The organism is Halomonas sp. PR-M31 (assembly GCF_001039575.1).
GTDB lineage: Bacteria > Pseudomonadota > Gammaproteobacteria > Pseudomonadales > Halomonadaceae > Modicisalibacter.
The window spans coordinates 1-21,554 of the sequence record NZ_JIBT01000040.1; the positions used below are offsets into that span (position 1 = coordinate 1).

The 21,554-nt window shown below is 54.7% G+C and carries 29 protein-coding genes, 1 tRNA gene and 3 pseudogenes; 11 read left to right on the top strand and 22 right to left on the bottom strand.

Annotated elements, in window-relative coordinates:
• Window positions 1–22 precede the first annotated feature (22 nt).
• The 15 genes and pseudogenes from CH74_RS18310 to CH74_RS11960 form a co-directional block, all read right to left on the bottom strand.
• Window positions 23–208 carry a type I restriction-modification system subunit M N-terminal domain-containing protein gene (locus CH74_RS18310; RefSeq protein WP_253273047.1) on the bottom strand — a complete coding sequence of 62 codons (186 nt, stop codon included), beginning with the start codon at window positions 206–208 and terminating at the stop codon, window positions 23–25.
• A gap of 116 nt (window positions 209–324) precedes the next feature.
• Window positions 325–819, bottom strand: a complete 495-nt coding sequence (locus tag CH74_RS18665) for a hypothetical protein (protein ID WP_156181501.1) — start codon at window positions 817–819, stop codon at window positions 325–327.
• A 201-nt stretch (window positions 820–1,020) separates the two neighbouring features.
• Window positions 1,021–1,647: a recombinase family protein gene (locus CH74_RS11905; protein WP_048307753.1), complete on the bottom strand. Its 627-nt coding sequence runs from the start codon at window positions 1,645–1,647 to the stop codon at window positions 1,021–1,023.
• Between the two features lie 6 nt (window positions 1,648–1,653).
• Window positions 1,654–2,163, bottom strand: a complete 510-nt coding sequence (gene mobC / locus CH74_RS11910) for a plasmid mobilization relaxosome protein MobC (RefSeq protein ID WP_048307754.1) — start codon at window positions 2,161–2,163, stop codon at window positions 1,654–1,656.
• A 317-nt stretch (window positions 2,164–2,480) separates the two neighbouring features.
• Complete coding sequence (locus CH74_RS11915) at window positions 2,481–2,675, bottom strand: hypothetical protein (RefSeq protein ID WP_048307755.1); 195 nt, start codon at window positions 2,673–2,675, stop codon at window positions 2,481–2,483.
• The gene (locus tag CH74_RS11920; RefSeq protein WP_048307756.1) at window positions 2,672–2,965 is read right to left on the bottom strand and encodes a hypothetical protein; all 294 of its coding nucleotides are present in this window, start codon (window positions 2,963–2,965) and stop codon (window positions 2,672–2,674) included. The genes CH74_RS11915 and CH74_RS11920 overlap by 4 nt, the downstream gene beginning before the upstream one ends.
• 3 nt (window positions 2,966–2,968) lie before the next feature.
• Window positions 2,969–3,964: a type IV secretion system protein gene (locus CH74_RS11925; protein WP_048307757.1), complete on the bottom strand. Its 996-nt coding sequence runs from the start codon at window positions 3,962–3,964 to the stop codon at window positions 2,969–2,971.
• Window positions 3,961–4,254: an EexN family lipoprotein gene (locus tag CH74_RS11930; protein WP_053070744.1), complete on the bottom strand. Its 294-nt coding sequence runs from the start codon at window positions 4,252–4,254 to the stop codon at window positions 3,961–3,963. Before CH74_RS11930 ends, CH74_RS11925 begins: the two co-directional genes overlap by 4 nt.
• Before the next feature lie 9 nt (window positions 4,255–4,263).
• Complete coding sequence (locus tag CH74_RS11935) at window positions 4,264–4,914, bottom strand: type IV secretion system protein (RefSeq protein ID WP_048307758.1); 651 nt, start codon at window positions 4,912–4,914, stop codon at window positions 4,264–4,266.
• Between the two features lie 2 nt (window positions 4,915–4,916).
• Window positions 4,917–5,240, bottom strand: a complete 324-nt coding sequence (locus CH74_RS11940) for a hypothetical protein (protein WP_048307759.1) — start codon at window positions 5,238–5,240, stop codon at window positions 4,917–4,919.
• A 94-nt stretch (window positions 5,241–5,334) separates the two neighbouring features.
• On the bottom strand, window positions 5,335–6,153 hold the full coding sequence (locus CH74_RS11945; RefSeq protein WP_253273048.1) for a replication protein P: 819 nt from the start codon (window positions 6,151–6,153) through the stop codon (window positions 5,335–5,337).
• A gap of 46 nt (window positions 6,154–6,199) precedes the next feature.
• Window positions 6,200–6,856: pseudogene (locus tag CH74_RS20045) on the bottom strand (helix-turn-helix domain-containing protein); the annotation flags it as partial.
• Between the two features lie 740 nt (window positions 6,857–7,596).
• The gene (locus CH74_RS19595; RefSeq protein ID WP_253273053.1) at window positions 7,597–8,073 is read right to left on the bottom strand and encodes a site-specific integrase; all 477 of its coding nucleotides are present in this window, start codon (window positions 8,071–8,073) and stop codon (window positions 7,597–7,599) included.
• Window positions 8,058–8,678: a hypothetical protein gene (locus CH74_RS19600; protein WP_253273049.1), complete on the bottom strand. Its 621-nt coding sequence runs from the start codon at window positions 8,676–8,678 to the stop codon at window positions 8,058–8,060. The genes CH74_RS19595 and CH74_RS19600 overlap by 16 nt, the downstream gene beginning before the upstream one ends.
• 66 nt (window positions 8,679–8,744) lie before the next feature.
• Window positions 8,745–8,821: transfer RNA gene (locus tag CH74_RS11960), tRNA-Ile, on the bottom strand.
• A gap of 161 nt (window positions 8,822–8,982) precedes the next feature.
• On the opposite strand from CH74_RS11960, the gene CH74_RS11965 reads away from it, so the two are divergent.
• The 8 genes and pseudogenes from CH74_RS11965 to CH74_RS11995 all read left to right on the top strand — a co-directional run bounded on the left by CH74_RS11965 (window position 8,983) and on the right by CH74_RS11995 (window position 15,920).
• A complete protein-coding gene (locus CH74_RS11965; RefSeq protein ID WP_253273050.1) occupies window positions 8,983–9,540 on the top strand; it encodes a hypothetical protein in 558 nt (185 codons plus the stop codon).
• Window positions 9,527–9,838: a hypothetical protein gene (locus CH74_RS17840; protein WP_053070745.1), complete on the top strand. Its 312-nt coding sequence runs from the start codon at window positions 9,527–9,529 to the stop codon at window positions 9,836–9,838. The genes CH74_RS11965 and CH74_RS17840 overlap by 14 nt, the downstream gene beginning before the upstream one ends.
• Window positions 9,823–10,263 (top strand): 4'-phosphopantetheinyl transferase, encoded by a 441-nt coding sequence (locus CH74_RS17845; protein ID WP_156181505.1) that lies wholly within the window; start codon window positions 9,823–9,825, stop codon window positions 10,261–10,263. The genes CH74_RS17840 and CH74_RS17845 overlap by 16 nt, the downstream gene beginning before the upstream one ends.
• Window positions 10,264–10,520: 257 nt before the next feature.
• Window positions 10,521–11,192 carry a PRC-barrel domain-containing protein gene (locus CH74_RS11975; RefSeq protein ID WP_082140411.1) on the top strand — a complete coding sequence of 224 codons (672 nt, stop codon included), beginning with the start codon at window positions 10,521–10,523 and terminating at the stop codon, window positions 11,190–11,192.
• Between the two features lie 264 nt (window positions 11,193–11,456).
• Window positions 11,457–12,968, top strand: coding sequence for an acetyl-CoA hydrolase/transferase family protein (locus tag CH74_RS11980; RefSeq protein WP_048307762.1), 1,512 nt, complete (start codon window positions 11,457–11,459; stop codon window positions 12,966–12,968).
• Between the two features lie 138 nt (window positions 12,969–13,106).
• Window positions 13,107–14,254, top strand: a pseudogene (gene dgoD, locus CH74_RS11985) (galactonate dehydratase).
• Between the two features lie 20 nt (window positions 14,255–14,274).
• Window positions 14,275–15,045 (top strand): SDR family NAD(P)-dependent oxidoreductase, encoded by a 771-nt coding sequence (locus CH74_RS11990; RefSeq protein WP_048307763.1) that lies wholly within the window; start codon window positions 14,275–14,277, stop codon window positions 15,043–15,045.
• Window positions 15,042–15,920: an SMP-30/gluconolactonase/LRE family protein gene (locus CH74_RS11995; RefSeq protein WP_048307764.1), complete on the top strand. Its 879-nt coding sequence runs from the start codon at window positions 15,042–15,044 to the stop codon at window positions 15,918–15,920. Before CH74_RS11990 ends, CH74_RS11995 begins: the two co-directional genes overlap by 4 nt.
• A gap of 81 nt (window positions 15,921–16,001) precedes the next feature.
• Here the strand turns inward: CH74_RS11995 and CH74_RS12000 are convergent, their stop codons facing one another.
• Entirely contained in the window at window positions 16,002–16,361 is a 360-nt protein-coding gene (locus tag CH74_RS12000; protein WP_253273051.1) for a pyridoxamine 5'-phosphate oxidase family protein, read from the bottom strand.
• Window positions 16,328–16,498, bottom strand: coding sequence for a pyridoxamine 5'-phosphate oxidase family protein (locus CH74_RS19605; protein ID WP_253273052.1), 171 nt, complete (start codon window positions 16,496–16,498; stop codon window positions 16,328–16,330). The genes CH74_RS12000 and CH74_RS19605 overlap by 34 nt, the downstream gene beginning before the upstream one ends.
• Before the next feature lie 266 nt (window positions 16,499–16,764).
• Here CH74_RS19605 and CH74_RS12005 point away from each other — a divergent pair, with 266 nt between their 5' ends.
• Window positions 16,765–17,406 carry a hypothetical protein gene (locus CH74_RS12005; protein WP_048307765.1) on the top strand — a complete coding sequence of 214 codons (642 nt, stop codon included), beginning with the start codon at window positions 16,765–16,767 and terminating at the stop codon, window positions 17,404–17,406.
• A gap of 98 nt (window positions 17,407–17,504) precedes the next feature.
• Window positions 17,505–18,383, top strand: coding sequence for an AEC family transporter (locus CH74_RS12010; RefSeq protein WP_048307767.1), 879 nt, complete (start codon window positions 17,505–17,507; stop codon window positions 18,381–18,383).
• Window positions 18,384–18,393: 10 nt separating this feature from the next.
• On the opposite strand, the pseudogene CH74_RS19610 reads toward CH74_RS12010, so the two are convergent.
• From CH74_RS19610 to CH74_RS12030, 5 genes and pseudogenes are all read right to left on the bottom strand, one after another.
• Window positions 18,394–18,558, bottom strand: a pseudogene (locus CH74_RS19610) (type II toxin-antitoxin system RelE/ParE family toxin); the annotation flags it as partial.
• Between the two features lie 116 nt (window positions 18,559–18,674).
• Window positions 18,675–18,968 carry a hypothetical protein gene (locus CH74_RS12015; protein ID WP_048307768.1) on the bottom strand — a complete coding sequence of 98 codons (294 nt, stop codon included), beginning with the start codon at window positions 18,966–18,968 and terminating at the stop codon, window positions 18,675–18,677.
• 206 nt (window positions 18,969–19,174) lie between these two features.
• Complete coding sequence (locus CH74_RS12020; protein WP_048307773.1) at window positions 19,175–19,903, bottom strand: amino acid ABC transporter ATP-binding protein; 729 nt, start codon at window positions 19,901–19,903, stop codon at window positions 19,175–19,177.
• On the bottom strand, window positions 19,900–20,556 hold the full coding sequence (locus tag CH74_RS12025; RefSeq protein ID WP_048307775.1) for an amino acid ABC transporter permease: 657 nt from the start codon (window positions 20,554–20,556) through the stop codon (window positions 19,900–19,902). The genes CH74_RS12020 and CH74_RS12025 overlap by 4 nt, the downstream gene beginning before the upstream one ends.
• On the bottom strand, window positions 20,557–21,273 hold the full coding sequence (locus tag CH74_RS12030; protein WP_048307777.1) for an amino acid ABC transporter permease: 717 nt from the start codon (window positions 21,271–21,273) through the stop codon (window positions 20,557–20,559).
• A gap of 135 nt (window positions 21,274–21,408) precedes the next feature.
• Between CH74_RS12030 and CH74_RS12035 the strand changes: the two genes are divergently transcribed.
• Window positions 21,409–21,554 (top strand): transposase (locus CH74_RS12035; RefSeq protein ID WP_048307778.1); only part of this gene is annotated, 146 nt, incomplete at its 3' end.

Here is a 21,554-nt window from a genome sequence, read left to right on the forward strand (position 1 = left end):
AAACATCAACGGGCGGAAAACTCTAATCGGCGGTGCCACTAAAACAGGGGTGTTTACACTTGGACGGTTCCAGAACGCACTCCAACCGCCGGAGCAGCGTAAAGGGCAAGATGATGCGGCCGTACTGGGATTGCTTGAAATCGCCGCGTAGCAGGTCTGCTACGGACCAGATGAAAGCGGCCAGTTGGGAATGGCTCTCCGTGTTCACGATGCTTCCCCACGTCTTTTTCGATTCAGGAATGATTGAGGGGCATCATACACGGGAGACTGGGCTTCAATCAGCCCAGCCCAGCCCAAAAGCGAACCTTAGCTAACTCCCGAAGCTTATTTGCTTTCACTACTCTCGCCTGGCTTCCACATCTTGGCTTTACTACCCTCATCCCAGCCAACCTTAACGTAAACATTTCTCTTGTGCGCCACATGGAACTCACCAGAGTAGACATCATTCCCATGTTCGTAAAATATATAATCGTCCTCTCCTGTATAAAAAATCTTCCCTTTAACACATTCTTCTCCATCGAGCTGACACATGACATCAACTCTGTTTGAATTCAAAAACTCACCCACCTCAGACCTGGCCATTGATTCGATATCCTCAAGGCCCCTGGCAACCCATAAAAGCACAAACCAGCCAACAGCATAGTAACCAAAAACACAGAAAATAATCACTAAACTGCGGGCCGCATCCCGACTAAACGGCCCAAGAAAAAGTCGCCCCCTCACTTTATAAAGGAATGACACAACACTAGAAAAATAAGTTAAGGCAGCAGAATAGGCAACAACAAGTATAACAACATTAATCCTAAGCGGATCAATCAAGGAATACACACCCCAGGCAATATAGTCAGATGAATCAAGATCAACCCATCCAATCTCACTTGTTATTGGCGAGAAAATGAATATTTATAAACATAACCCGCCACATATAGGCAAGAAAGAAAAACAACTCCCAACGCAATCCCTCTTTGCACAAGCCCCCCTTATTAACAACCGTAGATGGACGTGCATAGTATCATGGTACTATTGATTTCCCTTATCTACACGCGCAGCCCAGACACGCTTAACCGAAGCCTCACTGCAGCCAGCGATACGAGCCGTCTCTGCAATAGAAAAATTTGCTGACCGCAGAGTTCTGATTCGGTCATGAAGTACTTTGTCTGGTCGGCGCCCCGTAAACAGCCCCTTTTCTTTAGCCAGTTCGATGCCCTCCTGCTGACGTCTACGGCGCTCTTCATAATCATCTCTAGCCATTTGCAGAGCAAGCTTCAGTAGCATTTCCTGCACAGATTCAAGGACTATTTTCGTTATCCCTTCCGATTCGGCTACTAAGTCTGAAAAATCAAAAATGCCAGGAATTGCTAACTTAGCGCCTTTTTCGTGGATAGTATCTATAAGAGCTTGGGCCTGAGGCAGAGGCAACCGACTAATACGGTCGATTCTTTCAGCAACCACGAGTTCCCCAGGCTGCAGGTCAGAAATCATGCGCATGAGTTCTGGACGATCAACTATAGCTCCCGAGGCCTTCTCGCGGTACACAGCAGCAATGTAATACCCAGCTTCTCTTGCATCTGCAATCAGCCTCTCCTGGCGCTCAAGACTCTGAGATTTACTGCTTGCTCGCATATAGATCCTGGCAACTTTCACCATACCTTGCTAACTCCAACGATTCATATTTTTATTCAATAACTGGAAAACTAGCGCACGGTGTTCATCTATGCGCTTAGCCAGAGCCTCAATTGCTTCACGCTTGATTTTATCCCCATCCCGAAACTCCACATTCAAAGCCCTAGCCACCTGATTAAGGTTACGCCCGATTGCACCCAACTCACGGCATGATTGACGCAACACCTTAATCTCTTCATCAGTAAGGACAGGTTCGCGATGAAGAGCAGCCAGCACGACCGCTGTCGTCCAGCTGGTACGATTTAAGTACCCTTCTTCTTGAGCCATCCCGGCCATTTTTTTGAAATCCCCAGGCGCTAGCCGAATCGTAACCTTTTCAGATTTTGATTCTGCGCTACTGGCAGCAGCATGAGGCGCACTGCCAGACACCTTCCGGATCATCATCCTTAGCATCTTGGATTCACTAACATGGCTCGCTCGGCAGAATTGATTCCACGCTGCCTTCTCATCATCAGTCAGTCGAGTTCTAGTCACCTTCATGATCGCCAATCCATACGTAGACACTTCTATAGAACTATGAACCTGCCCGAGCACTTGGTACCAAATGCCAGCACTTTGCGAATCCTGCCCTAGCTCAAAACCTATCCATTCTTTTCTTACGTACGAAAAATGATTTTCGTCATAGGCGAGGTTAACTGCCAAAGAGCCAGGCGCTAGGCTTCGCCAACTAGTAATCCGTACGGAGATGTCTCTCTCTGCCTAGCCTCGGCATATAGCTATCTCGTTTCGTGCGCACGAAACCAGAGAGTTCACCCGAAGTGGTAGCCTTTACAATTAGTAATGCTGACGAACCTGTATCAAACTTGATCGTCGCTAGGGGCTGGATCAGAGGCTTCACCATTAGGCATAGGGGAGTCACTGGTCTTAGTCTCAGTGGCCTCTCCACGCTCACGCCGGCGCCTGGCCATCTCATCCTTCATCCACTGGCCGGCAGCACGCATCTCGGCACGCAAATCTTCTATCTCTTGGGGAGTCAAGCGCTGGTAGCTCATAGTGTCTTCTCCTTTGCTGCATTACGCCGGAGCTGCGGATATAGCGCCATACGCCATCGCCATTGGAGTACGCACACAGCGATTCCAACCGCGCATATGAACAGTGTACGGGTAACTTCTTCGTCACCGGTCAGTGCGTCCCAGACCATGCCAGGCAGCTCAGGGAGTAACGTCACGAACAGCACCACACCTACAGCAAGCAGTAAGCCCGACAGCCCCAGCTCTCCGGCTCGCTTTATACCCACCCAGCGAGCACGCCAGGTATCTAGCCATCTAGTCTTGGCATTCATGGCTTATCCTCCAGTGATCGTATTACCAGCGCCGAAGCGCTTCTGATAGGCGTGGTAGGCCTTTTTGGCACCTTGGTAAGGCGCTGTAGCAGCACTACCTGCCAGACGAGCATCACGCTGAACCCCACGATACTGACGCCGGATCGCAGAGGGCCGCATGGCACTCATGGTGGAGCTGAGAGCCCCCTGAGTTGCTAATGCCACGCCACCACCCAATGCAGAAGCTATGGCTGGCACTTGCTTCAGCACCAGAATGCCAAGGGCAAAAAAAGCAATCAGATAGGCGCTGGTGGTCATACTGGCCATGCTGCTTGCCGAAGACTCCACGATGTCCATGAACGCTTCGCTGACATCGATAACCATACGTCCAATAGCTGATCCTAAAATCAACAGCGTGCCAAAATTGATCACCATACTCAGCCAGCTCTCGAAAAATCGTTGGGTGGTGTTAAACAACAGGCCGATGATGAAGAGCGGGCCAATCGCCAGCAGTACCGTCGTCGCCACCTTGCTGGCCAGCAGAAGAAAGGCGACCACGATGGCAACGCCACCACCAAACACCATGATCAGAATTGCCACCAGATACATGCCGAAATCACCACTCATGACTCCCGCTTTATCCCAGGCCTGATCAGCTACGGCGAGAACGCGGGAGAACAGGCTGTCCAAAATGGCCGCTGCGCCTCCATTGGACCCCGTGATGACTGCTGCTACCTTTTCCGGGCCGTGAGCCAGCACGTCCACCACGACGCCCATATAGGTACCGACCGTCAGCCCCAAAGTCATGATGAAGCCGATGCGAAGGATGCGAAAAACGCCCTCCTGCAAGGGCTCACTGACCTTGCCAAACATCATCAAATAGCCCCAGATGGCGATCCAGACGATCAACATGCTGGTGAACATCGGAGTGATATAAGCGATGAGGTCAGTAGCCGTGTTGACGATGTACTGGTCCAGTGCCTGATCAACGACGGAGAACATGCCTTCAAACAGGTTCATGAGTCCTCCTCGCTTTTGAGGCTAGACAGGTCGAGCTCGAAGGGCTCACCGCTAGACAGTGCCCGCTCCGCCTGGAGTGCATTAATGCAATTCGGCGCCTCCTGGAGTTCGCCAGGGTTGTTGCCACACGTCTCCAGTGTCACCTTGCGCTCGTCGTCATGCGCTTTGTACCAGTCCACGGTCTGCACCGGGCCAGTATCCGGGGTTTCGTCAAAACACCCCGACTGCGCAACGCTGACCAGAACCACAACGGCAATATTTCGTGCGCACGAAATTTTCCTGATACTCATAAGGCCTCCTTACCAATCAAGCTCGAAAGGTTCCCCAGATGACGCGACGCGCATCTGCTGTACGCGCTGGTTGTGCATGGCCTGGTTGGCCTCGGCCTGCGAACGGAGCATGGACAGTTTGGCCATCTCGTTGTGCAGCATGACTTGTTCGGCGCCGATACGGGCCTGGAGGTCCAGAATGTCTTTCTGGTCAGGGCTGTTGTTGACCTCGGCCACCAAGCCGGTCAGCTCGCTGAAACGCTCCTGCGCCTGTTCCAGGGACTTTTGGGACTGGCCAAGCCAGGTCGCCGTGTTCTGGTTGCCGCTGTCGTACAGGTCCGCCACGTCGCCGGTCAGGCCGTGTTCGTTCGCCCCCCTGATGCCGGCGTCATTCAGCACTTGGTTAGGATCGATGTTCACGGCGGTGTCGTAGGCCGAGTCGATGACATTGCCCAGGCCGCGAACGCCGCTCATGCTGTCCAACTCCTTGTTGGCTGTTTCGAGCTGGCTTTTCAGTTGGTCGATCTGATCCAACATGTGCTGGACCTGCAAAATCTGTTGAGTCAGGTTGGAAACGTCAATAACTGGGATCCCGCCCGCCATGACGGGCTGTGCTAGGCCAACCGTGGCCGCGATGGCTACACCGGCCATTTTTCGTGCGCACGAAATTTTGATGCTCATGATCAAACCTCCTCTTGAGGCTTCTGACGGTTCGCCTTGGCCTCCAGACGCCGTTTCGTTCTCTGGAGCGTGAGTGCCCGCTTTTCAAAATCCAGGCTTTTCAGATCGATGGATTCCATCACCTCTTTCATCTCCTCAATACATATGAAAAATTCTTCAGGAAGATCCTCCAGCCCTTCAGTTATAGAATCGCGAGCGTAACCGGCAATAATTACCAAAGTTTTAATCTCACTCTGCATCGCTTGCAATTCTACTGCATGCGTTCGACAAAGCCGTGATAAACCACTATCGATATAATTAGGCGCAGCAAAATTATTGTTCGCCATCCTAGATTCCTATAAGAAGATCTTTCATTAATTAAACATGCCCATAACTAATCCCATGGCCTTCCTGTTAAAATCACTGAGCAGAGCGTATTTATCAGTGCGACAACATTTTCCTAATTTCGCTCAGCGCAGCGCCTTTAACCTTTGTGCAATCCAAGCTCTTTGCCAGCATCAGAGCTCGTTCCTCTCCCCGTTTCACAGCCCTTTGGACCGGAGTAAGTTCATTGTCTTTGCCCAGCAATGCCTGATCAGATAATTGCTGCCCGCTCATCACACGGTTAACCAGTGCAAGGTATTCCTGACTAAACCGGTCGCGAACCCTGCCCATTTCGTCAAAGGAGGTGTGCATAACAGCCCACGTTACTTTTCTAGCAGCAAGACGGACAACGACATGGCTCCACAACTGATTACCAGGAGAGTGAGCTTTTTCACATACTTCCGCCCAAGCTTCTTCCATAGTTGGCATGCCTAAATCCTCTGGCCTTAGCTCACATAAAACAGCGAATTCTGCAGGTTGTGGCGGCCAAGCGTCCTTACCTTCTCTAACAAAATCTTTAAGCCTCTCCTTACAACGGCAATAGCCAATATTTATCTGCATGACATTTAAATGGGCCAATTCAGCAAGCCACACCCCCTGCTCATCAAACAAACCCCATTGACTAACAAACTTATTACCGTAGAGGTTCTTAAGGGCATCGAATAGTGCATCAATGTCGCTTTCATTCACTACTTGCGCATTGAAACTTGATTCAGATTCAGCTTTCCAGTTATGAATATCTCCGGCTTCGTTCTCGTGCTTCGGCAGCTGAGACACGACGTGATGAAGATTTTCCATAGTAACTTTCATCGCCATCTTTCCCCCAAGGTCGCGAGGACCTTTCCTCAGTTCCTTTCCGAGACGTTTGGTTTTCATAAACCCAACGTGCTAACCGGTCATGCCAGCCCTGTTCAGTGAACGTCCGATCTGTTTCCGAATAAAAGCCAATAAAGTCAGCTACCTCAGCTTGGCTAGGGCAAATATCATCAGGCATGCCTCTGCGTTTACATGCGAACCTGAAGGCATCGTTATCGGGTTCCCATGCATAGGTCATTCGGTACTGCTTAGGATGCCTCTCGCTCTGTTCATCTACGTATGTGTGTGAGTTAGTGACGGTTAAGGACGGTTCGGGTGCAGATATTGCACCCCGTTCCACCGTAATCTGCGCCCCGTGGCAGTGGCGGGGTGCAGTATTTGCCCCCCGTGACAGACAGGGTGCAGATTTCGCATCCCGTTGCTCCTCACTACTCGCTTTCTTTTCAGAATCGACAACGCCTTGATTGGAACCAATGTCCATTCTGAGGTCATATACCACTGGCCTACGATCAGCGCGGTCAATAATTGCCGCTGCCACCCTCTGATTTCCTTTCTTTATTACACCCAACTCCTTTAGCAACTTAATTTTTTCTTGAACAGTTCGACGCTTAAGGCCTGTATATTTAGATAACAGCTCGATGCTTGGAAAAGCGTAACGACCTATTTCGTCGGCATGATTAGCCAAGCCAATGAGTACATGACGCGCACCGGGGTCTTTCACAATTTGCTGATGTAGAGCCCAGGCTATTGCTTGCACGCTCATCAGCTTTCCAAGCCCAACGCATCCTTTACCTGAAGAGTCCGAAAGTAGACTCGACGCCCTACCTTTACCATTGTCGGCTTCAGCTTTCTCGACACCTCAGTATCGCTATATAAAGAGACACGCACGCCATCTGGAGAGCGATCGAGCAGGTCAGCCAGGTCAGATATGCTCATCAAAAGGCCAAATCGGCCAACAAGGTAATCATCTACAGTCATAGCTAGCTCTCATCAATCGTACATTGATGAAAGTGATACTAACCAATTCAAAAAACAGCTCAAATCAGCAAGTTACAATTATCAGTCAATATGCTGCACCTTGATTTTCAAGGTACATCACTTTGATCAACCAAGATGCGAACAAAGTTGATAAAAAATATCCTAATCAAGCGATTAACAAAAAATACAATTCGACGCAAATTTCTCAGGCCGATTTCTAGGCTTCCGGAAGCCTGAATAATAAGAATAATAATATGATTATTATTCTTATTACTTCCCACTCCTCAATCACTTCTTGGCTTGCCTCGTAGCTAGGCTCCCCCTTGGGCTTTCGTCCACTCATTTCATATTTAATATCCTGTACAATACGAAATACGATACAAAATACAGTACAGAATACGTTATTAAGCTTTTTATCATTCCTTCCCGTGCAAGAATTAGCTTAGAGTTGTCCCTGGGCAGAGCAGGAAGTGATTGACAGGAGAGATATCGCTACTAAGCAGCCAAGATATTTGGCGATTATCTTTAAATTCTGTCTAGCTTTGCGACCAAGTCCTCAGCCCTCAAATGCGTATACCGCCTCAGCATTTGCATAGATTTATGACCACTGATTGCGGCAACTTCCTGGTCGGACAAGCCGGCTTCTACCAGCCGGCTGACGGCCTCATGGCGTAGGTCATGAAAGCGAAAGTCATCGAGCCTGGCGTGTTTCTTGGCCTGGTTCCAGAGCTTGGTGTAAGCGTAGGGGCCGCGCTTACCATCCTTTCCAGGCTCGCCAAAGAACACCAAGTCACAGTCAAGCGGGCGCACCGGGTTGTTTAGCGCTTGTTTAAACACCTCAGTGGCCGCTTGAGTCAGCGGTACTAGGCGAGCTTCGTTGTTCTTGGTGTCGGTGAGGCGCACTACGCGGCGCTTCACGTCGACCTGCGAACGAGTGAGGGTCAATATTTCCGACGAGCGCATGCCCGTCTCCAGGGCGATTCTCGCTATCCAAGCCAGCATCGGGTTGCTGTGCTGCCGCAGCACGGCAAACAGGCGCTTCTCCTCGTCAGGCTCAGGCGCCGGTCGCGTCCCTCCCCTGGGCTCGGCTTGCGGATGTTCTGGACGGGGTTGTAGGTCAGGCCTAGCCCCCACTCCTGAATGGCCACGGTGTAGAGGTGCCCAAGCAATGCGAGCTCCAGGCGCACAGTGTTGGGGCTGATCGGTGAACCTCTACGCCCAAGGCTGTTCAAACGAGTATCGCGATAATTTGCGATGAGGTCAGGCGTTAACGCCGCGAGAGAATATTTACCCAAGTGCTCGACGAGCTTCACAGCCTTACCGCGCTCGCTCTTCTGGGTGCTGGGCTTCTTGGTAGGGGTAACATCGGCCAAGTATCGTTTGAGGGCCGACTCCAAAGTCATGCGCTCCGAGGCACTGCGCTGGATATAAACACCCCGCACCATTTCATCTTCGGTGCGGCGTGCCCAATCCTGAGCATCACGCTTGGTACGAAAGGTCTTGGCGGTGGTCGGCCAGCCGGTCTTGCGGATAACGGCTTTCCAGCTACCAGAGGGGGTCTTGACGATGGTGGCCATGAAAAACTCCAGGGGCTGAAGGATCGGCACTGTACCGAAACTGTACCCTTGGACTATGGGACTCACCAGCGCAAAGCGCTAAGCTATTGAAAAGAATGGTGGGCCCAGTAGGACTCGAACCTACGACCAAGGGATTATGAGTCCCCTGCTCTAACCAACTGAGCTATAGGCCCTTATGATGGTCGCGTATGATAGCGAATGGCGATGGATGAGGCCAGAGGCGTTTTCCATTGATCATGCAACTATTTCCAACCATCACGGAGAGTTTGGAACGATGCGTTTTCATTCTGTTTTTCAACGCCGAGTCCGCAGCACGTTAGCCTTGACCGCAGCTATGGCGCTGTTTGCAGCCTTGCCCGCCCAGGCGGATTGGCGGCTCGAGCCGGAACAGTCCAGCGTGCAGGCAACGATTGTCGAGATCACCCGTGACGGCCCGGTGCCACATAGTCACGCAGTGCGCCAATTGGAAAGCTATTCGAGTGCAAAGGGTAGTATCTTGACCCTGCCACTGCGATTGCGCCAGACCGATCTCATGGACCGGGTGGGCTCGTTGCCTTCCTGGTTGTCCGCGGTATCGGATACCGTCCTGGCCTCGGTATCCACCCAACTGCCACTGGATCGGCTCGACGCTTTGGCCGTAGACGAATCCATGACCGAGACCCTGATACTCAACGTGCGGGCGGATGGACAGAATAGACAGGGACCGCTCAAGGCCCAATTCACTCGAGAAAGCGACGACACCATCCGGGTACGCAATGCCGAGCGAGTTGCCCTTGATGGCCGGGAGCTGACGAACAACCAGGCCGTTCGCATGATCCTGACGATGCTTGGCTATGAAGAGATCGGCGACGAGGTGCCGGTGGAACTCGACGCCGTTCTTGTCGATCGCTGACATCGTGACGCCATTACCCGATGGCTGCCGTGCGCTCGAGGATCGCTGGCCCTGGCCGAAGCCACTACCCGACGCTCAGTGGGTAGGGCTGCAGTTTGATCGCGAGCGCTTGTCAGGGGATGAAGCCGCCGCCCATGGCATCGATGTACCTTCCGCCATCCAGCAGGCGGCGCCCAAGCGCCGGGCGGAATTTCTTGCCGGGCGCCTGTGTGTCCGGGAGGCATCACGACGGCTGACGGGAACATCCTGGATACCGGGAATCGGCGAAAGCAAGGCGCCGCTGTGGCCCCAAGCCTAGTGGGTTCGATCACCCACAGCGGCAGCTTGGCGGCGGCCCTGGTGGCTTCCGCTCATCACTATCACGGCATCGGGCTGGATGCGGAAGCGGTGATGAGCCTTCAACGCGGTGAACGCCTGGCCCCGCCAATACTCACCCCCAGGGAGCGCAACTGGCTAACTGCGCTGCCTTTGGAGCAGCGCGGCGCTTTTGTCACCCAGGTGTTTTCCTTGAAGGAGAGTCTGCTCAAGGCGCTGTTCCCGCTAGTGGGGGTGCGATTTTATTTTCAGGATGCTGAGCTGGACAAATGGAAGCCTGAATCTCGGCAGGTGAGTTTACGGCTACTCAAAACACTTTCTCCTATTTGGCCGTCAGGTAGTCATATCCAAGGCCAATACACTTTCTTGAACGGCTATTTACTGAGCGTGATCGCATTGCCGCGTTAAGCCAAAACGTAAAGACTCACTAACTCTCGGTTGAAAATTACGTCTTGCGGTCGAAGGTTCGAAGGGGGCCATCACTGGTGCTGCCATCAGCGTTCTATCGATTAATTTAACAGAGATCAATATCTTGCAGATTGGTAACTTATCGGTTCAATGGTTGAAATCCAATCAATTTGCCCCATAGTTAAAAAGGAGGGAATCGGCAAATCATTTCGTCGAAGACTCCACAACTAAAACGGAATTTTATAAGGGGCAACACCATGAATATGCGTAAGCCACTAAACACTGCTATTTACACTGCCCTCATCGCAGGGGGACTGACGCTGGGTGGAACCGCTTTTGCACAGTCGCAAGGGCTTTATTCCGCTGATGAACTCACCGATGCCGAGGTTTTCTCGAGCCAGCAGCCGGATAAGGTCGTCGGCGAAGTGGAAGATGTCCTGCTTGATGAGAACATGCAGGTGAATTCGTTGGTCATCGATACCAGTGAATTTCTCGATTTTGGTCAATCGCAATACGTCATCGAGACCGGCAAGTTCACCGTCGAGACCATCAATGGCGACGACAAGGACGAAATAGCATACAAAGTCACCGTCGAAATGACGGAAGATGAAATTTCCAAGCAGCCTGAGTACACCAACGACTGGTGGTCTCAGACCAAGGAAGCCTCGGCGAACGCTTGGCAAAGCACCAAGCAGGGTGCCTCCAGCGCTTGGGAAAGCACCAAGGCAGCCACGGCCAGCGCACTCAACAGTGCAGGTGATGCCCTGGATACCGCTGGGGACAAGACTGAGCAGGCTGCCGATAGCGCCGTAGAAAACACCAAGCAGGCTGCCGATACCGCTGGCGAAAAGACGCAGCAAGCCGCTGAAGCCACCGGTGACAAGATGGAACAGGCAGGTGACGAAGTCGAGCAAGAAACCGACAATTAATATCGCTGGCTCATAGCCAGGAGTCACCATAAAAGGCGGGGTCACCCCGCCTTTTTTTATGCTCTGACTTTTCTTGTGATGTCCGCCGCAGCTGCCCTTATTACTTGAATTCAGAAAAGCAGTAGGCAGCAACCTTCCTTGACGCTTTCCCTTGAACATCCTCTTTCGCTTATTCACCACTGCCTATCTGAATGTCATGTTTTCTGCTATAGCTATTAGCAGGCAAACATTCCTATCTTGTTATCTCGCTAATTGGAGGCTGACATGGACGAACGTCTTCAGCACGAAGGGTTACGCGGTTTGATGATGTCGGCGGATGAAGCCGCCAAACTGATTGAGCCGGGCATGACAGTGGCCATGAGTGGCTTTACTGGCGCTGGCTATCCCAAGGCGGTTCCTCAAGCGCTGACCACCCGCATGAATCAAGCGGCAGATGCCGGAGAACACTTTCAGATTCGCGTGTTGACCGGGGCATCGACGGCGCCGGAGCTCGACGGTGCTCTTGCCCGAGCCAAGGGCATGCAGCTGCGCTTGCCCTACCAGTCCGATCCGACCGTGCGTGAGCACATCAATGCCGGTGAAATGGATTACATCGACATGCACCTGAGTCACGTGGCACAGCACGCCTGGTTCGGCTTCTTTGGTGATATCGACATTGCGGTCGTGGAGATCGTCGGTATCCGCGAGGACGGCTCCTTGATCCCTTCTTCGTCGGTTGGCAACAACAAGACCTGGCTGGACCTTGCGGACAAGGTCATCCTGGAGATCAACTGCTGGCAGCCCATGGCGCTCGAGGGCATGCACGACGTCTACTACGGCACGGCCCTGCCGCCCCAGCGCAAACCGATTCCGATCTACCAGCCCGATGACCGCATTGGCGAGCCTTATTTGCACTGCCCACTGGAAAAGATCATTGCCGTGGTGAAGACCGATGCGCCGGATCGAAATTCCGCCTTCAATCCGCCGGATGAAGCCTCCCAGCAGATTGCCGGCCACCTGCTCGACTTCTTCGAGAGAGAAATCCAGCAGGGTCGACTGACCGAAAAGCTGCTGCCTATTCAGTCCGGTGTCGGCAACATTGCCAATGCGGTGCTGGCCGGCCTGGCCAAAGGCGGCTATCGCGATCTTACCGCTTACACCGAGGTGATTCAGGACGGCATGCTGGACCTGCTTCGTCAGGGCGTACTGCGCATGGCCTCGGCGACCTCTTTTTCTTTGAGTAGCGAAGGGCTCGAAACCTTTGCCAAGGACGTGAATTTCTATCGTGACCGCATCCTGCTGCGCACCCAGGAGATTTCCAATCACCCCGAAGTCGTGCGTCGCCTGGGCTGTATCGCCATGAACGGCATCGTCGAGATGGACATCTACGGCAACGTCAACTCGACCCACCTGGCAGGTAGCCGAGTCGTCAATGGTATTGGTGGCAGCGGCGACTTCGCCCGTAATGGCTACCTGTCCATCTTCATGACCCCGAGCACTGCCAAGAGCGGCAACATCTCCACCATCGTGCCCATGGTCAGCCACGTGGATCATACCGAGCACGATGTGATGATCGTGGTGACCGAGCAGGGCCTGGCGGATCTGCGCGGCCTGTCGCCGCGACAGCGCGCCAAGCGGATCATCGAGTGCTGCGCCCATCCGGACTATCGTCCCATGCTCGAGGACTACTTCGATCGCGCCTGTCAGGAAAGCTATGGCAAGCACACCCCGCATCTACTGCCGGAGGCCCTGGCCTGGCATCAGCGCTTCATCGACAGCGGCAGCATGCATCCGTAATTGGATGTCGGGTACTCGAGTAGCAAAGCCCTGCCAAGCGAGGGTTATGGACTCGATGGTTGCGGACTATATGCCGTGGGCGTGTCATGACGCGCCTGCTACCATGAGGGGCTTCGTCATCCTCGATAGGACATCCTCATGAAGATCACCCGACTCAAGACCTGGCAGGTGCCGCCGCGCTGGCTATTTTTGAAGATCGAGACCGACAGTGGCTGCTATGGCTGGGGAGAACCGGTCATCGAAGGGCGCGCCAATACCGTCGAGGCCGCGGTGCACGAACTGGCGGATTATCTGGTCGGTCAGGACCCGCATCGTATCGAGCACCTCTGGAACACACTGTATCGCGCCGGCTTCTACCGAGGCGGGCCGATTTTAATGAGCGCCATTGCCGGCATCGATCAGGCCCTGTGGGATCTGAAGGGTCGCGATCTCGGTGTGCCGGTTCATCAGCTGTTGGGCGGCGCGGTGCGAGACAAGATGCGCATGTACGCCTGGACCGGCGGCGATCGCCCCGCGGATGTGGCGCCGGCGCCAAGGCTCTGGTCGATCAGGGCTTTACCGCCTTCAAGATGAACGGCACCCCGGAGCTTGCCATCGTCGATTCCCACAGGAAGGTCGACGAGGCCGTGGCCCGGGTTGCCGAGGCTCGTGATGCGGTAGGAACGGATGTAGGCATCGGCATCGATTTCCATGGCCGGGTGCATCGTCCCATGGCCAAGGCATTGCTTCGCGAACTCGAACCCTTCCATCCGATGTTCGTCGAGGAGCCGGTAGCGCCGGAACATCTGCCTAGTTTAAAGCATATCGCCGGGGGACTCGGCTACCCGATTGCCACCGGCGAACGCCTGCATACGCGCTTTCAGTTCCGTGATCTGCTCGCCGAGGGCATGGTCGACGTCATCCAACCCGATCTCTCCCACTGCGGCGGTATCAGCGAGGGCCTGAAAATCGCCACCCTGGCCTCGGCGTTCGATGTGGCACTTGCTCCCCACTGCCCGCTCGGCCCGCTCACCCTTGCCGCCTCATTGCAGCTGGATGCGGTATGTCACAACGCCTTTATCCAGGAACAGAGCATGGGCATTCACTACAATAAGGATAACGACGTGCTCGACTATCTGGTCGACAAATCGGCGCTGGCCATCGAGAACGGTTTTTGCGTCATACCCAAAGGGCCCGGGCTTGGCGTGGAGATCGACGAGGCGTTTGTGGAGGAGCGTGCCGAGGTCGGGCATCGCTGGCGCAATCCGGTGTGGATGCATGAGGATGGCAGTATTGCAGAGTGGTAGATAACGGTAAGGAGACCGATATGAGCTTTTCTTTTCAAGACCTGCAGTTTCCGGATCTGAAGGGTGCCAGCGTCTTCATCACCGGAGGCGGCTCGGGCATCGGGGCCGGGCTGACGGAAGGGTTTGTGTCTCAGGGGGCGCGAGTCGCCTTCGTCGGCCTTTCCGATGCCACGCCCTTCTGTGACGAGATGGAGCAAAAACACGGCAATCGCCCGCTGTTCATTCGCTGCGATATTCGTGACATCGAGGCGCTACGCACGGCCATCCTCCAGGCCCAGAAGGCTCACGGGCCGGTTCAGGTGCTGGTCAACAACGCTGCTCGGGACACCCGCCACAGCCTTGAGGAATGGGGCGTCGACGATTGGGACGAGTCCATTGCCACCAATCTGCGTCCGCACTTTTTCACGGCTCAGGCAGTATCTACGGGTATGCGCGAACAAGGCGGCGGCGCCATCATCAACATATCTTCGAACTCCTATCTGCTCGGCAACGCCGGCTATCCCGCTTATGTTACCGCCAAGGCCGGCATCATGGGCATGACCAGGGCCTTGGCCAGAGAACTCGGGCCTGACAATATCCGCGTCAATTGCCTGATCCCCGGCTGGGTGATGACCGAGCGCCAGCGCGAGCTGTGGGTCAACGACAAGGATCTGCAGGAGTGCCTGGATCAGCAGTGCCTGAAGGAGACGATTGCAGTGGAAGACATGATCGGCCCCTGTCTGTTTCTGGCCTCCCAGGCATCCAGGATGATGACCGGCCAAGAGCTGATCATCGACGGAGGTCGGGCGTGAGCACCTATGAGGCCAAACAAGCCCTAGCCTGCGGCTGCAAACTAGGCGAAGGACCGCAGTGGCATGCCGCCAGCGGGCGGCTCTACTGGTGCGATATCCTAAGCGGGCGACTGCATTGGCTGGCGCCGGAAAGCGGCGAACATGGTCACACGGACTTCGGCACCTGTATTTCTCTTGCCGCGCCAATGACGGATGGTAATTTGCTGGTGGTAGGTGAAACCGCTCTTGAGCGTTTCGATCCCGCTTCCGGCACGCGGGAGCAGTTATTCGACTTCGAGGCGGACAACCCAATCACCCGCTCCAACGATGGCCGGGTCGATCGTCACGGCAGCCTCTGGTTGAGCACCATGGGACACCATGCCGAAAAAGGCGCAGGCAGCCTGTATCGGCTGCATCGGGGCGAGCTCAAGACGCTGCGCTCGAACGTTACTGTTCCTAATGCGATCTGCTTTTCGCCCCAGGGTGACTATGCCCATTTTGCAGATACCGCCCTGGGACTCGTCTATCGCTGGGCACTCGACGCTGAAGGCTGGCCCCAGGGCGAACCTACACCTTGGGCGGATTTTTCCGGGCAGCCTGTCAGCCCGGACGGTGCGGTGATGGACAGCGAAGGCACGATGTGGCTGGCCCTTTGGGGCGCCGGCAAAATCCTGCGCCTGAACGGTGACGCTCATATCATCGATGAGATCAGCCTGCCAACCGCTCAGCCCTCCTGCCCCGCCTTCGGTGGCAAACATCTGGATCGGCTGTACATCACCACCGCTTGGGTGGGCATGGATTCTGTTCGACGTGAGCGGGAGCCCATGGCCGGCGATCTATTCGTGGCGGAGCTCAAGGTGCCGGGGCTGGTCGAGCCGCCGCTACGGCTGACCTAAAGAATCGATGCCAAAAAGAAAAAAGCCAAACCGAATTCTCGGTTTGGCTTTTTGCATTAGTGTTGAAACATTCTTGAAGCGTTACGACTTGCTCTCGTCGCCAAACTTTTCATTCTCGCCCATGTCCGGGGTCTTTTCCGTCATGTTGGCCTTGGCAATCTCGTAAAGCTGGAACGTTTTGCTTTCCTTGGACTTCCAGTGCTCGCCCATCTGAATCTTGATTTCCATCAAAGCAACGTCCGGATCTTCCTTGCCCTTCGGGAACCAGGCGCCCACGAACGGATTCCAGTACTTGTCGATCAGTTCCCGGTTGTCGGTCAGGTTGGCGGTGCCGGACATCGAGACGTAGATTCCCTCTTCCTGATCGGAGAAGCTCAAGCAGACCTTGCTGTCCTGCTGTGACTCCATCACCTTCTCGGCGCTGCGCTTGGTGTAGAACACAGGGTGCCGTCGTACTCATCCTGCACCAGATGCATGGGCCGGGCTCTGGGCGTGTCACCGTCCAGGGTGACAAGCATGCCTACCTGGATATCTTTGATCATGTTCCATATTTTCTGCTTATGCTCTGGACTGGACATAGCAACCAAACTCCTTGTTTGATTTTCAAATTTCAAGAACTTAACCACACTAACAAAGCGTCAACACGCTTCGCAAACCCCTGAGAGCAAGTCGAAGATCGCCGCAAATCAAGCCATTCCAAGATAGCGGCGAATGATCACAGCGTCGAGTACGCTAAACAGGCAGGATTGAATTCTCTCGAATCTGCTTCGGGCTAAATTTCTATTCGCCGATTGCATGTAGTATGAATAGCGATCCATCTTCAGCTCATAATGCAGGAAAAGCCATGTTCGGCTGGTTATCCCAACATTCAGACATTCTAAGCATCTTCACTACCGTAGGCTCGATCATCATCTGGCTGGGATTTTCGCAGTACCTCTATACGGAGATGCGTCGACGTCGTCATCCACGACTGCTGATCAATGGCGGCAAGCGCAGGGATACCCACGCGCTGTGCATCATCAGCAACATGAGTGACGAACCGGTGATGGTCGAATATCTGATTGCCGAACTCGAGACGTCCCAAGGAAGGATCACTCAGGAAATAAGTGGCACCGTGGTCTCTCTTTCCAATAGCCAACAGGGGCCCCTGAACGCCAACGATTTTTTCCATATTGGCACCTTCGATCGAATCATCAGGCATCTGGCCGACGGTGAAGGCATCAAGATGGACGGTCATCGCCCCGAAGGTAATGTTCGCTTTCGCAGCCTGACCGTCCGTCTCATTGGAATTTATGGCCCAGAAAGCCTGCCCTTCGCCGCACAGCGCTGCTTCAGGCTCAAGCAAAAAGAGAGCTACTGCATTCTCAGCCCGGCGACCCCGGATACCCCGCAATTTATCAATCGCTGGCAGCGTCACCGCGTACGCAAATGGATAGAAGAGATCAATAACAGCAGCTCCTCGACGCTTCAGGGCATCAATAGATAACAGCCACAGTGCAGATGTGATAAAAGCGCGGCTGAACACTATTTTCCACAATAACCCGTTCATGACGGGCGTTTGCACACCTGATACAGGATTTCCCCATGCTCGCCGAGCTGTTTGCCGTCATGGCGCCGGTATTCTTCGGTGCGGGTCTCGGCTTTTTCTGGATACGCCTGGGCTACGATTATCCGGTCGAGTTCGTCACCAAACTGGTGTTCAACATCGGCACCCCGGCACTGATCCTTGCTGCCCTGGGCAATGCCGAAATCGATGCCCGAAGCTTCGGGCAAACCTTGCTGGGGGCGTTGATGGTGATGGGGATCATGGCCGTTGCCAGCCTGCTGATGGCCAAGGTGCTGGGCAAGAGCTGGAAAGTGATCATTTCACCGATGATGTATCCCAATACCGGCAACATGGGGCTCCCGGTCACGCTCTACGCGTTTGGTAATGCCGGCTTTGCCCATGCCATCACGGTGATGGTCTCGGTTAGTCTGCTTCAGTTCACCTTTGGCGCCATGCTGGCCAGTCGGGGCGGCCATCCACTGCGCACGCTGCTTCGTACCCCCACTATTTACGCCATACTAATTGCACTGGGATTGTTGCTCACCGACCCATCTTTGCCCCGCTGGGCGGCCAATACCGTCGATCTGATTTCGGGCTTCTGCGTACCGCTGATGCTGATCACCCTGGGGGTGTCCCTGGCCAGCATTCAGGTCAAAAGCCTGACCTCGGGGCTAGGATTCAGCCTATTGCGTATCCCTGCCGCTGCCTTGATTGCCTTTGGCGTCGCCCAGCTGCTGGACTTACCACCTCTTGCGCAGAGCGTGCTGATCCTGCAGATGAGCATGCCGGTGGCGGTCTACAACTACCTCTTCGCCCAGCGCGCCGGGCGTGAACCGGAATACGTCGCTGGCTTGGTGTTCTGCTCGACGCTGCTGTCATTCATTTACTTGCCGGTGCTGCTGGCGATCATGATGTGAGGAAGGCGGTTTATTCTTTGAGGGGCGGCCATCGCCTTGCGGTATGAACCAGGGCCAGCATCCATGCGACGTCATCTTCTATCATATAGACGAGCCGATAGTGCTCATGGGGGATCAGTTCGCGGGTACCAGGGATCTTGCCTTTTGCCCCTAGCTCGGGAAAATCAGCAAGCCTGGCAGCCGCGTTGCTGAAAAGTTACTCCATCCGAGCCGCAGCACGGGGATCATTAACCGCTATGAATTCTCTTGTATCTTGTCGATCTCGATCCGCCTCAGGCGTCCATTTGACTTTCACTGGCCAGCCTCGTCGGCCTCACGCAGCAACTCAGCACGCCGCAGCATCGCTTCTTCCTCGACTTCTTCATTGGAGCGGCCACGGCCAGCCTGCACCGAGGCCCGCGCAATCTCCACCTTGCGGCTCAAAAACTCATCGTATTCCCGAGACTCCTGTTGTCGCTTTATGAATTCGCGCATCAGCTCACGAAGCACCTGCGAGGCGGGTCGATGAGCCGCCTCGGCCTCGGCCATGAACTCATCCCGTAGCTCGGACTCCAGCTTCATCGTAAATACCGCTTGTTTAGCCATGATTGATGCTTCCATCAGTAACGAATATACGAAGTATATACTTCGTCATTACTTCGTACAAAGTCCACCAATGGAGCACCTGCGATCTTGGGCTTTGGATAAAAAGTCGGCGATCGCTGCAAGATATATTTACCCCTCGACGACCTTCACCACTTTATTGGCAAGAACCTAAAGGGATTCGTACAAAAAGAGGGAGGCCAATAATACTAGTGCGCCAGGATCTTCGACAGGAATTCCTTGGCACGGTCGGTCTCGGGGTTCTTGAAGAAGGTTTCGGTCGCTGCGATCTCCTTCACCTCTCCCTGGTCCATGAAGACCACCCGGCGCGCCACCCTCCGGGCAAAGCCCATTTCGTGGGTGACCACCATCATCGTCATGCCTTCCTTGGCAAGCTCCACCATGACGTCCAGCACTTCGCTGATCATCTCCGGATCGAGCGCCGAGGTCGGCTCATCGAAACACATGGCGATGGGGTCCATGGCCAGAGCCCGGGCGATCGCCACCCGCTGCTGCTGCCCGCCGGACAAGGCCGAGGGGTACTTCTGTGCCTGATCAACCAGGCCGACTCGCTTCAGCAGGCTCTGCGCCTTTTCGCGCGCGGCTTCGCGCGAGCGTTTCAGCACCTTGATCTGGCCCATCATCAGGTTCTCGATCACCGTCTTGTGCGGGAACAGCTCGAAATGCTGAAACACCATGCCGATACGCGCCCTCACCAAGGGCAGCTTGGTGCCCTTGGCGGTCACGTCGGTCTCTTCGACCAGGATGCGCCCGCTGTCGACCGGCTCCAGCGCGTTGACGCACTTGATCAGCGTGCTCTTGCCCGAGCCGGACGGCCCGCAGATGACGATCACCTCACCACGTTCGACCTCGAGGGAGCAGCCTTTCAGGACGTGGAAGTCATCGTACCACTTGTCGATATTGTCGATTTTTATCATGCGACCTTCTTTCTCTGCAGGTACTTCACCAGCAGGGAGCCGGAGAAGCAGATGACGAAATAAACCAGCGCCGCGAAGAGGTACATCTCTGCCAGCCGCCCTTCCAGTTTGGCCACCACGCTGGCCGAGGTCATGAAATCGCTCAGGGCCACCACGTAGACCAGGGAGGTGTCCTGGAACAGGATGATCGCCTGAGTCAGCAGGACCGGGATCATGTTTCGGAACGCCTGGGGAAGGATCACGTACTGGAGGTTCTGGCGCGGCGACAGCCCGATGGCCAGGCCGGCATAGACCTGTCCACGCGAGACCGAATTGAGTCCGGCACGCATGATCTCGGCATAATAGGCCGCCTCGAACAGCGAGAAGGCGATCAGCGCGCTGGTGAAGTTGCCCACCGGGCGGCCGATCAGCAGTGGCACCAGGAAATAGAACCAGAAGATGACCAGGATGAGCGGGATCGAACGGAAGACGTTGACGTAGATAGCGCTGAACCAGCGTAGAGGCGCCGGTCCCCAGATACGCATTACCGCCAGGATAGTTCCCCAGACAAGTCCCGCCACCAGTGCCAGAAAGGTCAACTGAAAGCTGATGAGCAATCCATCAAACAGGAACGGAAGCGATTCAAAAATGACCCGGAAATCAAAATCACTCATCTAGTTTGCCCCCACCGAGCCCGGGATACGCGTCTTCTGATCGATCAGGCGCATCAGCAGCACCACCAGAAGCGTGATGACCAGATAAAGCACCGTCGCGGCGGTGAACGCCTCGAAGCCCTGGAAGGTGTAGTTCTCGATCTGCCGCGCCTGGGCGGTCAGTTCCAGCACGCCAATGGTCAACGCCAGTGATGAATTCTTGAAGATCGTCAGGAATTCAGAGGTCAGCGGCGGCACGATGATCCGATAGGAGATCGGCAGCCTGATGTACAGATAGGTCTGAAGGGGTGTGAGCCCGATGGCGAGACCTGCGTTCACCAGATCCTTGCCGATGGTCTGGATACCGGAGCGAACCTGCTCGGCCACGCGGGCCGCCGTATAGGCGCCCAGCGCCACGACGGCCGTCATGTATTCGGGATTGGGCATATCGCGCTTGACCCAGAGGCCTAGATCCCTGGGTAGCAGCTCGGGCACGACGAAGTACCACACGAACAGCTGCACCAGCAGCGGGATGTTGCGGAACAACTCGACATAGGCTGCCGCCAGGGTCCGTACCAGGCGGTTGGGCACCGTGCGCAGAATGCCGATCATGGAGCCCACAAGGAAGGCGATGACCCAGGCAGCGATCGCTACCAGCAGAGTCCACTGCAAGCCGGAGAGAAGCCAGCCCAGATAGGGTTCCTGGAACAGAACCGCCCAATTCCAGTTGTAGTCCATAAGTATCCCTTGATTAGCGGCCAGTCATGATCGGGGTCATGCCAGCGACCCCGAAAGCCATTGTAACCATCCCCTAAAATCGGTACATACGTCATTAGAGTTCTTCGGCCTACAATGAGGCAAACGGAGAGCGGCATGAAAAAATCACGTTACAGCGAGTCACAGATTGTCCAGATTCTGAAAGAGGTCGAGGCTGGTCGCTTGGTCAAGGAAGTTTGTCGGGAGTACGGCATTTCCGATGCGACCTACTACAACTGGAAGTCCAAATATGGCGGCATGGA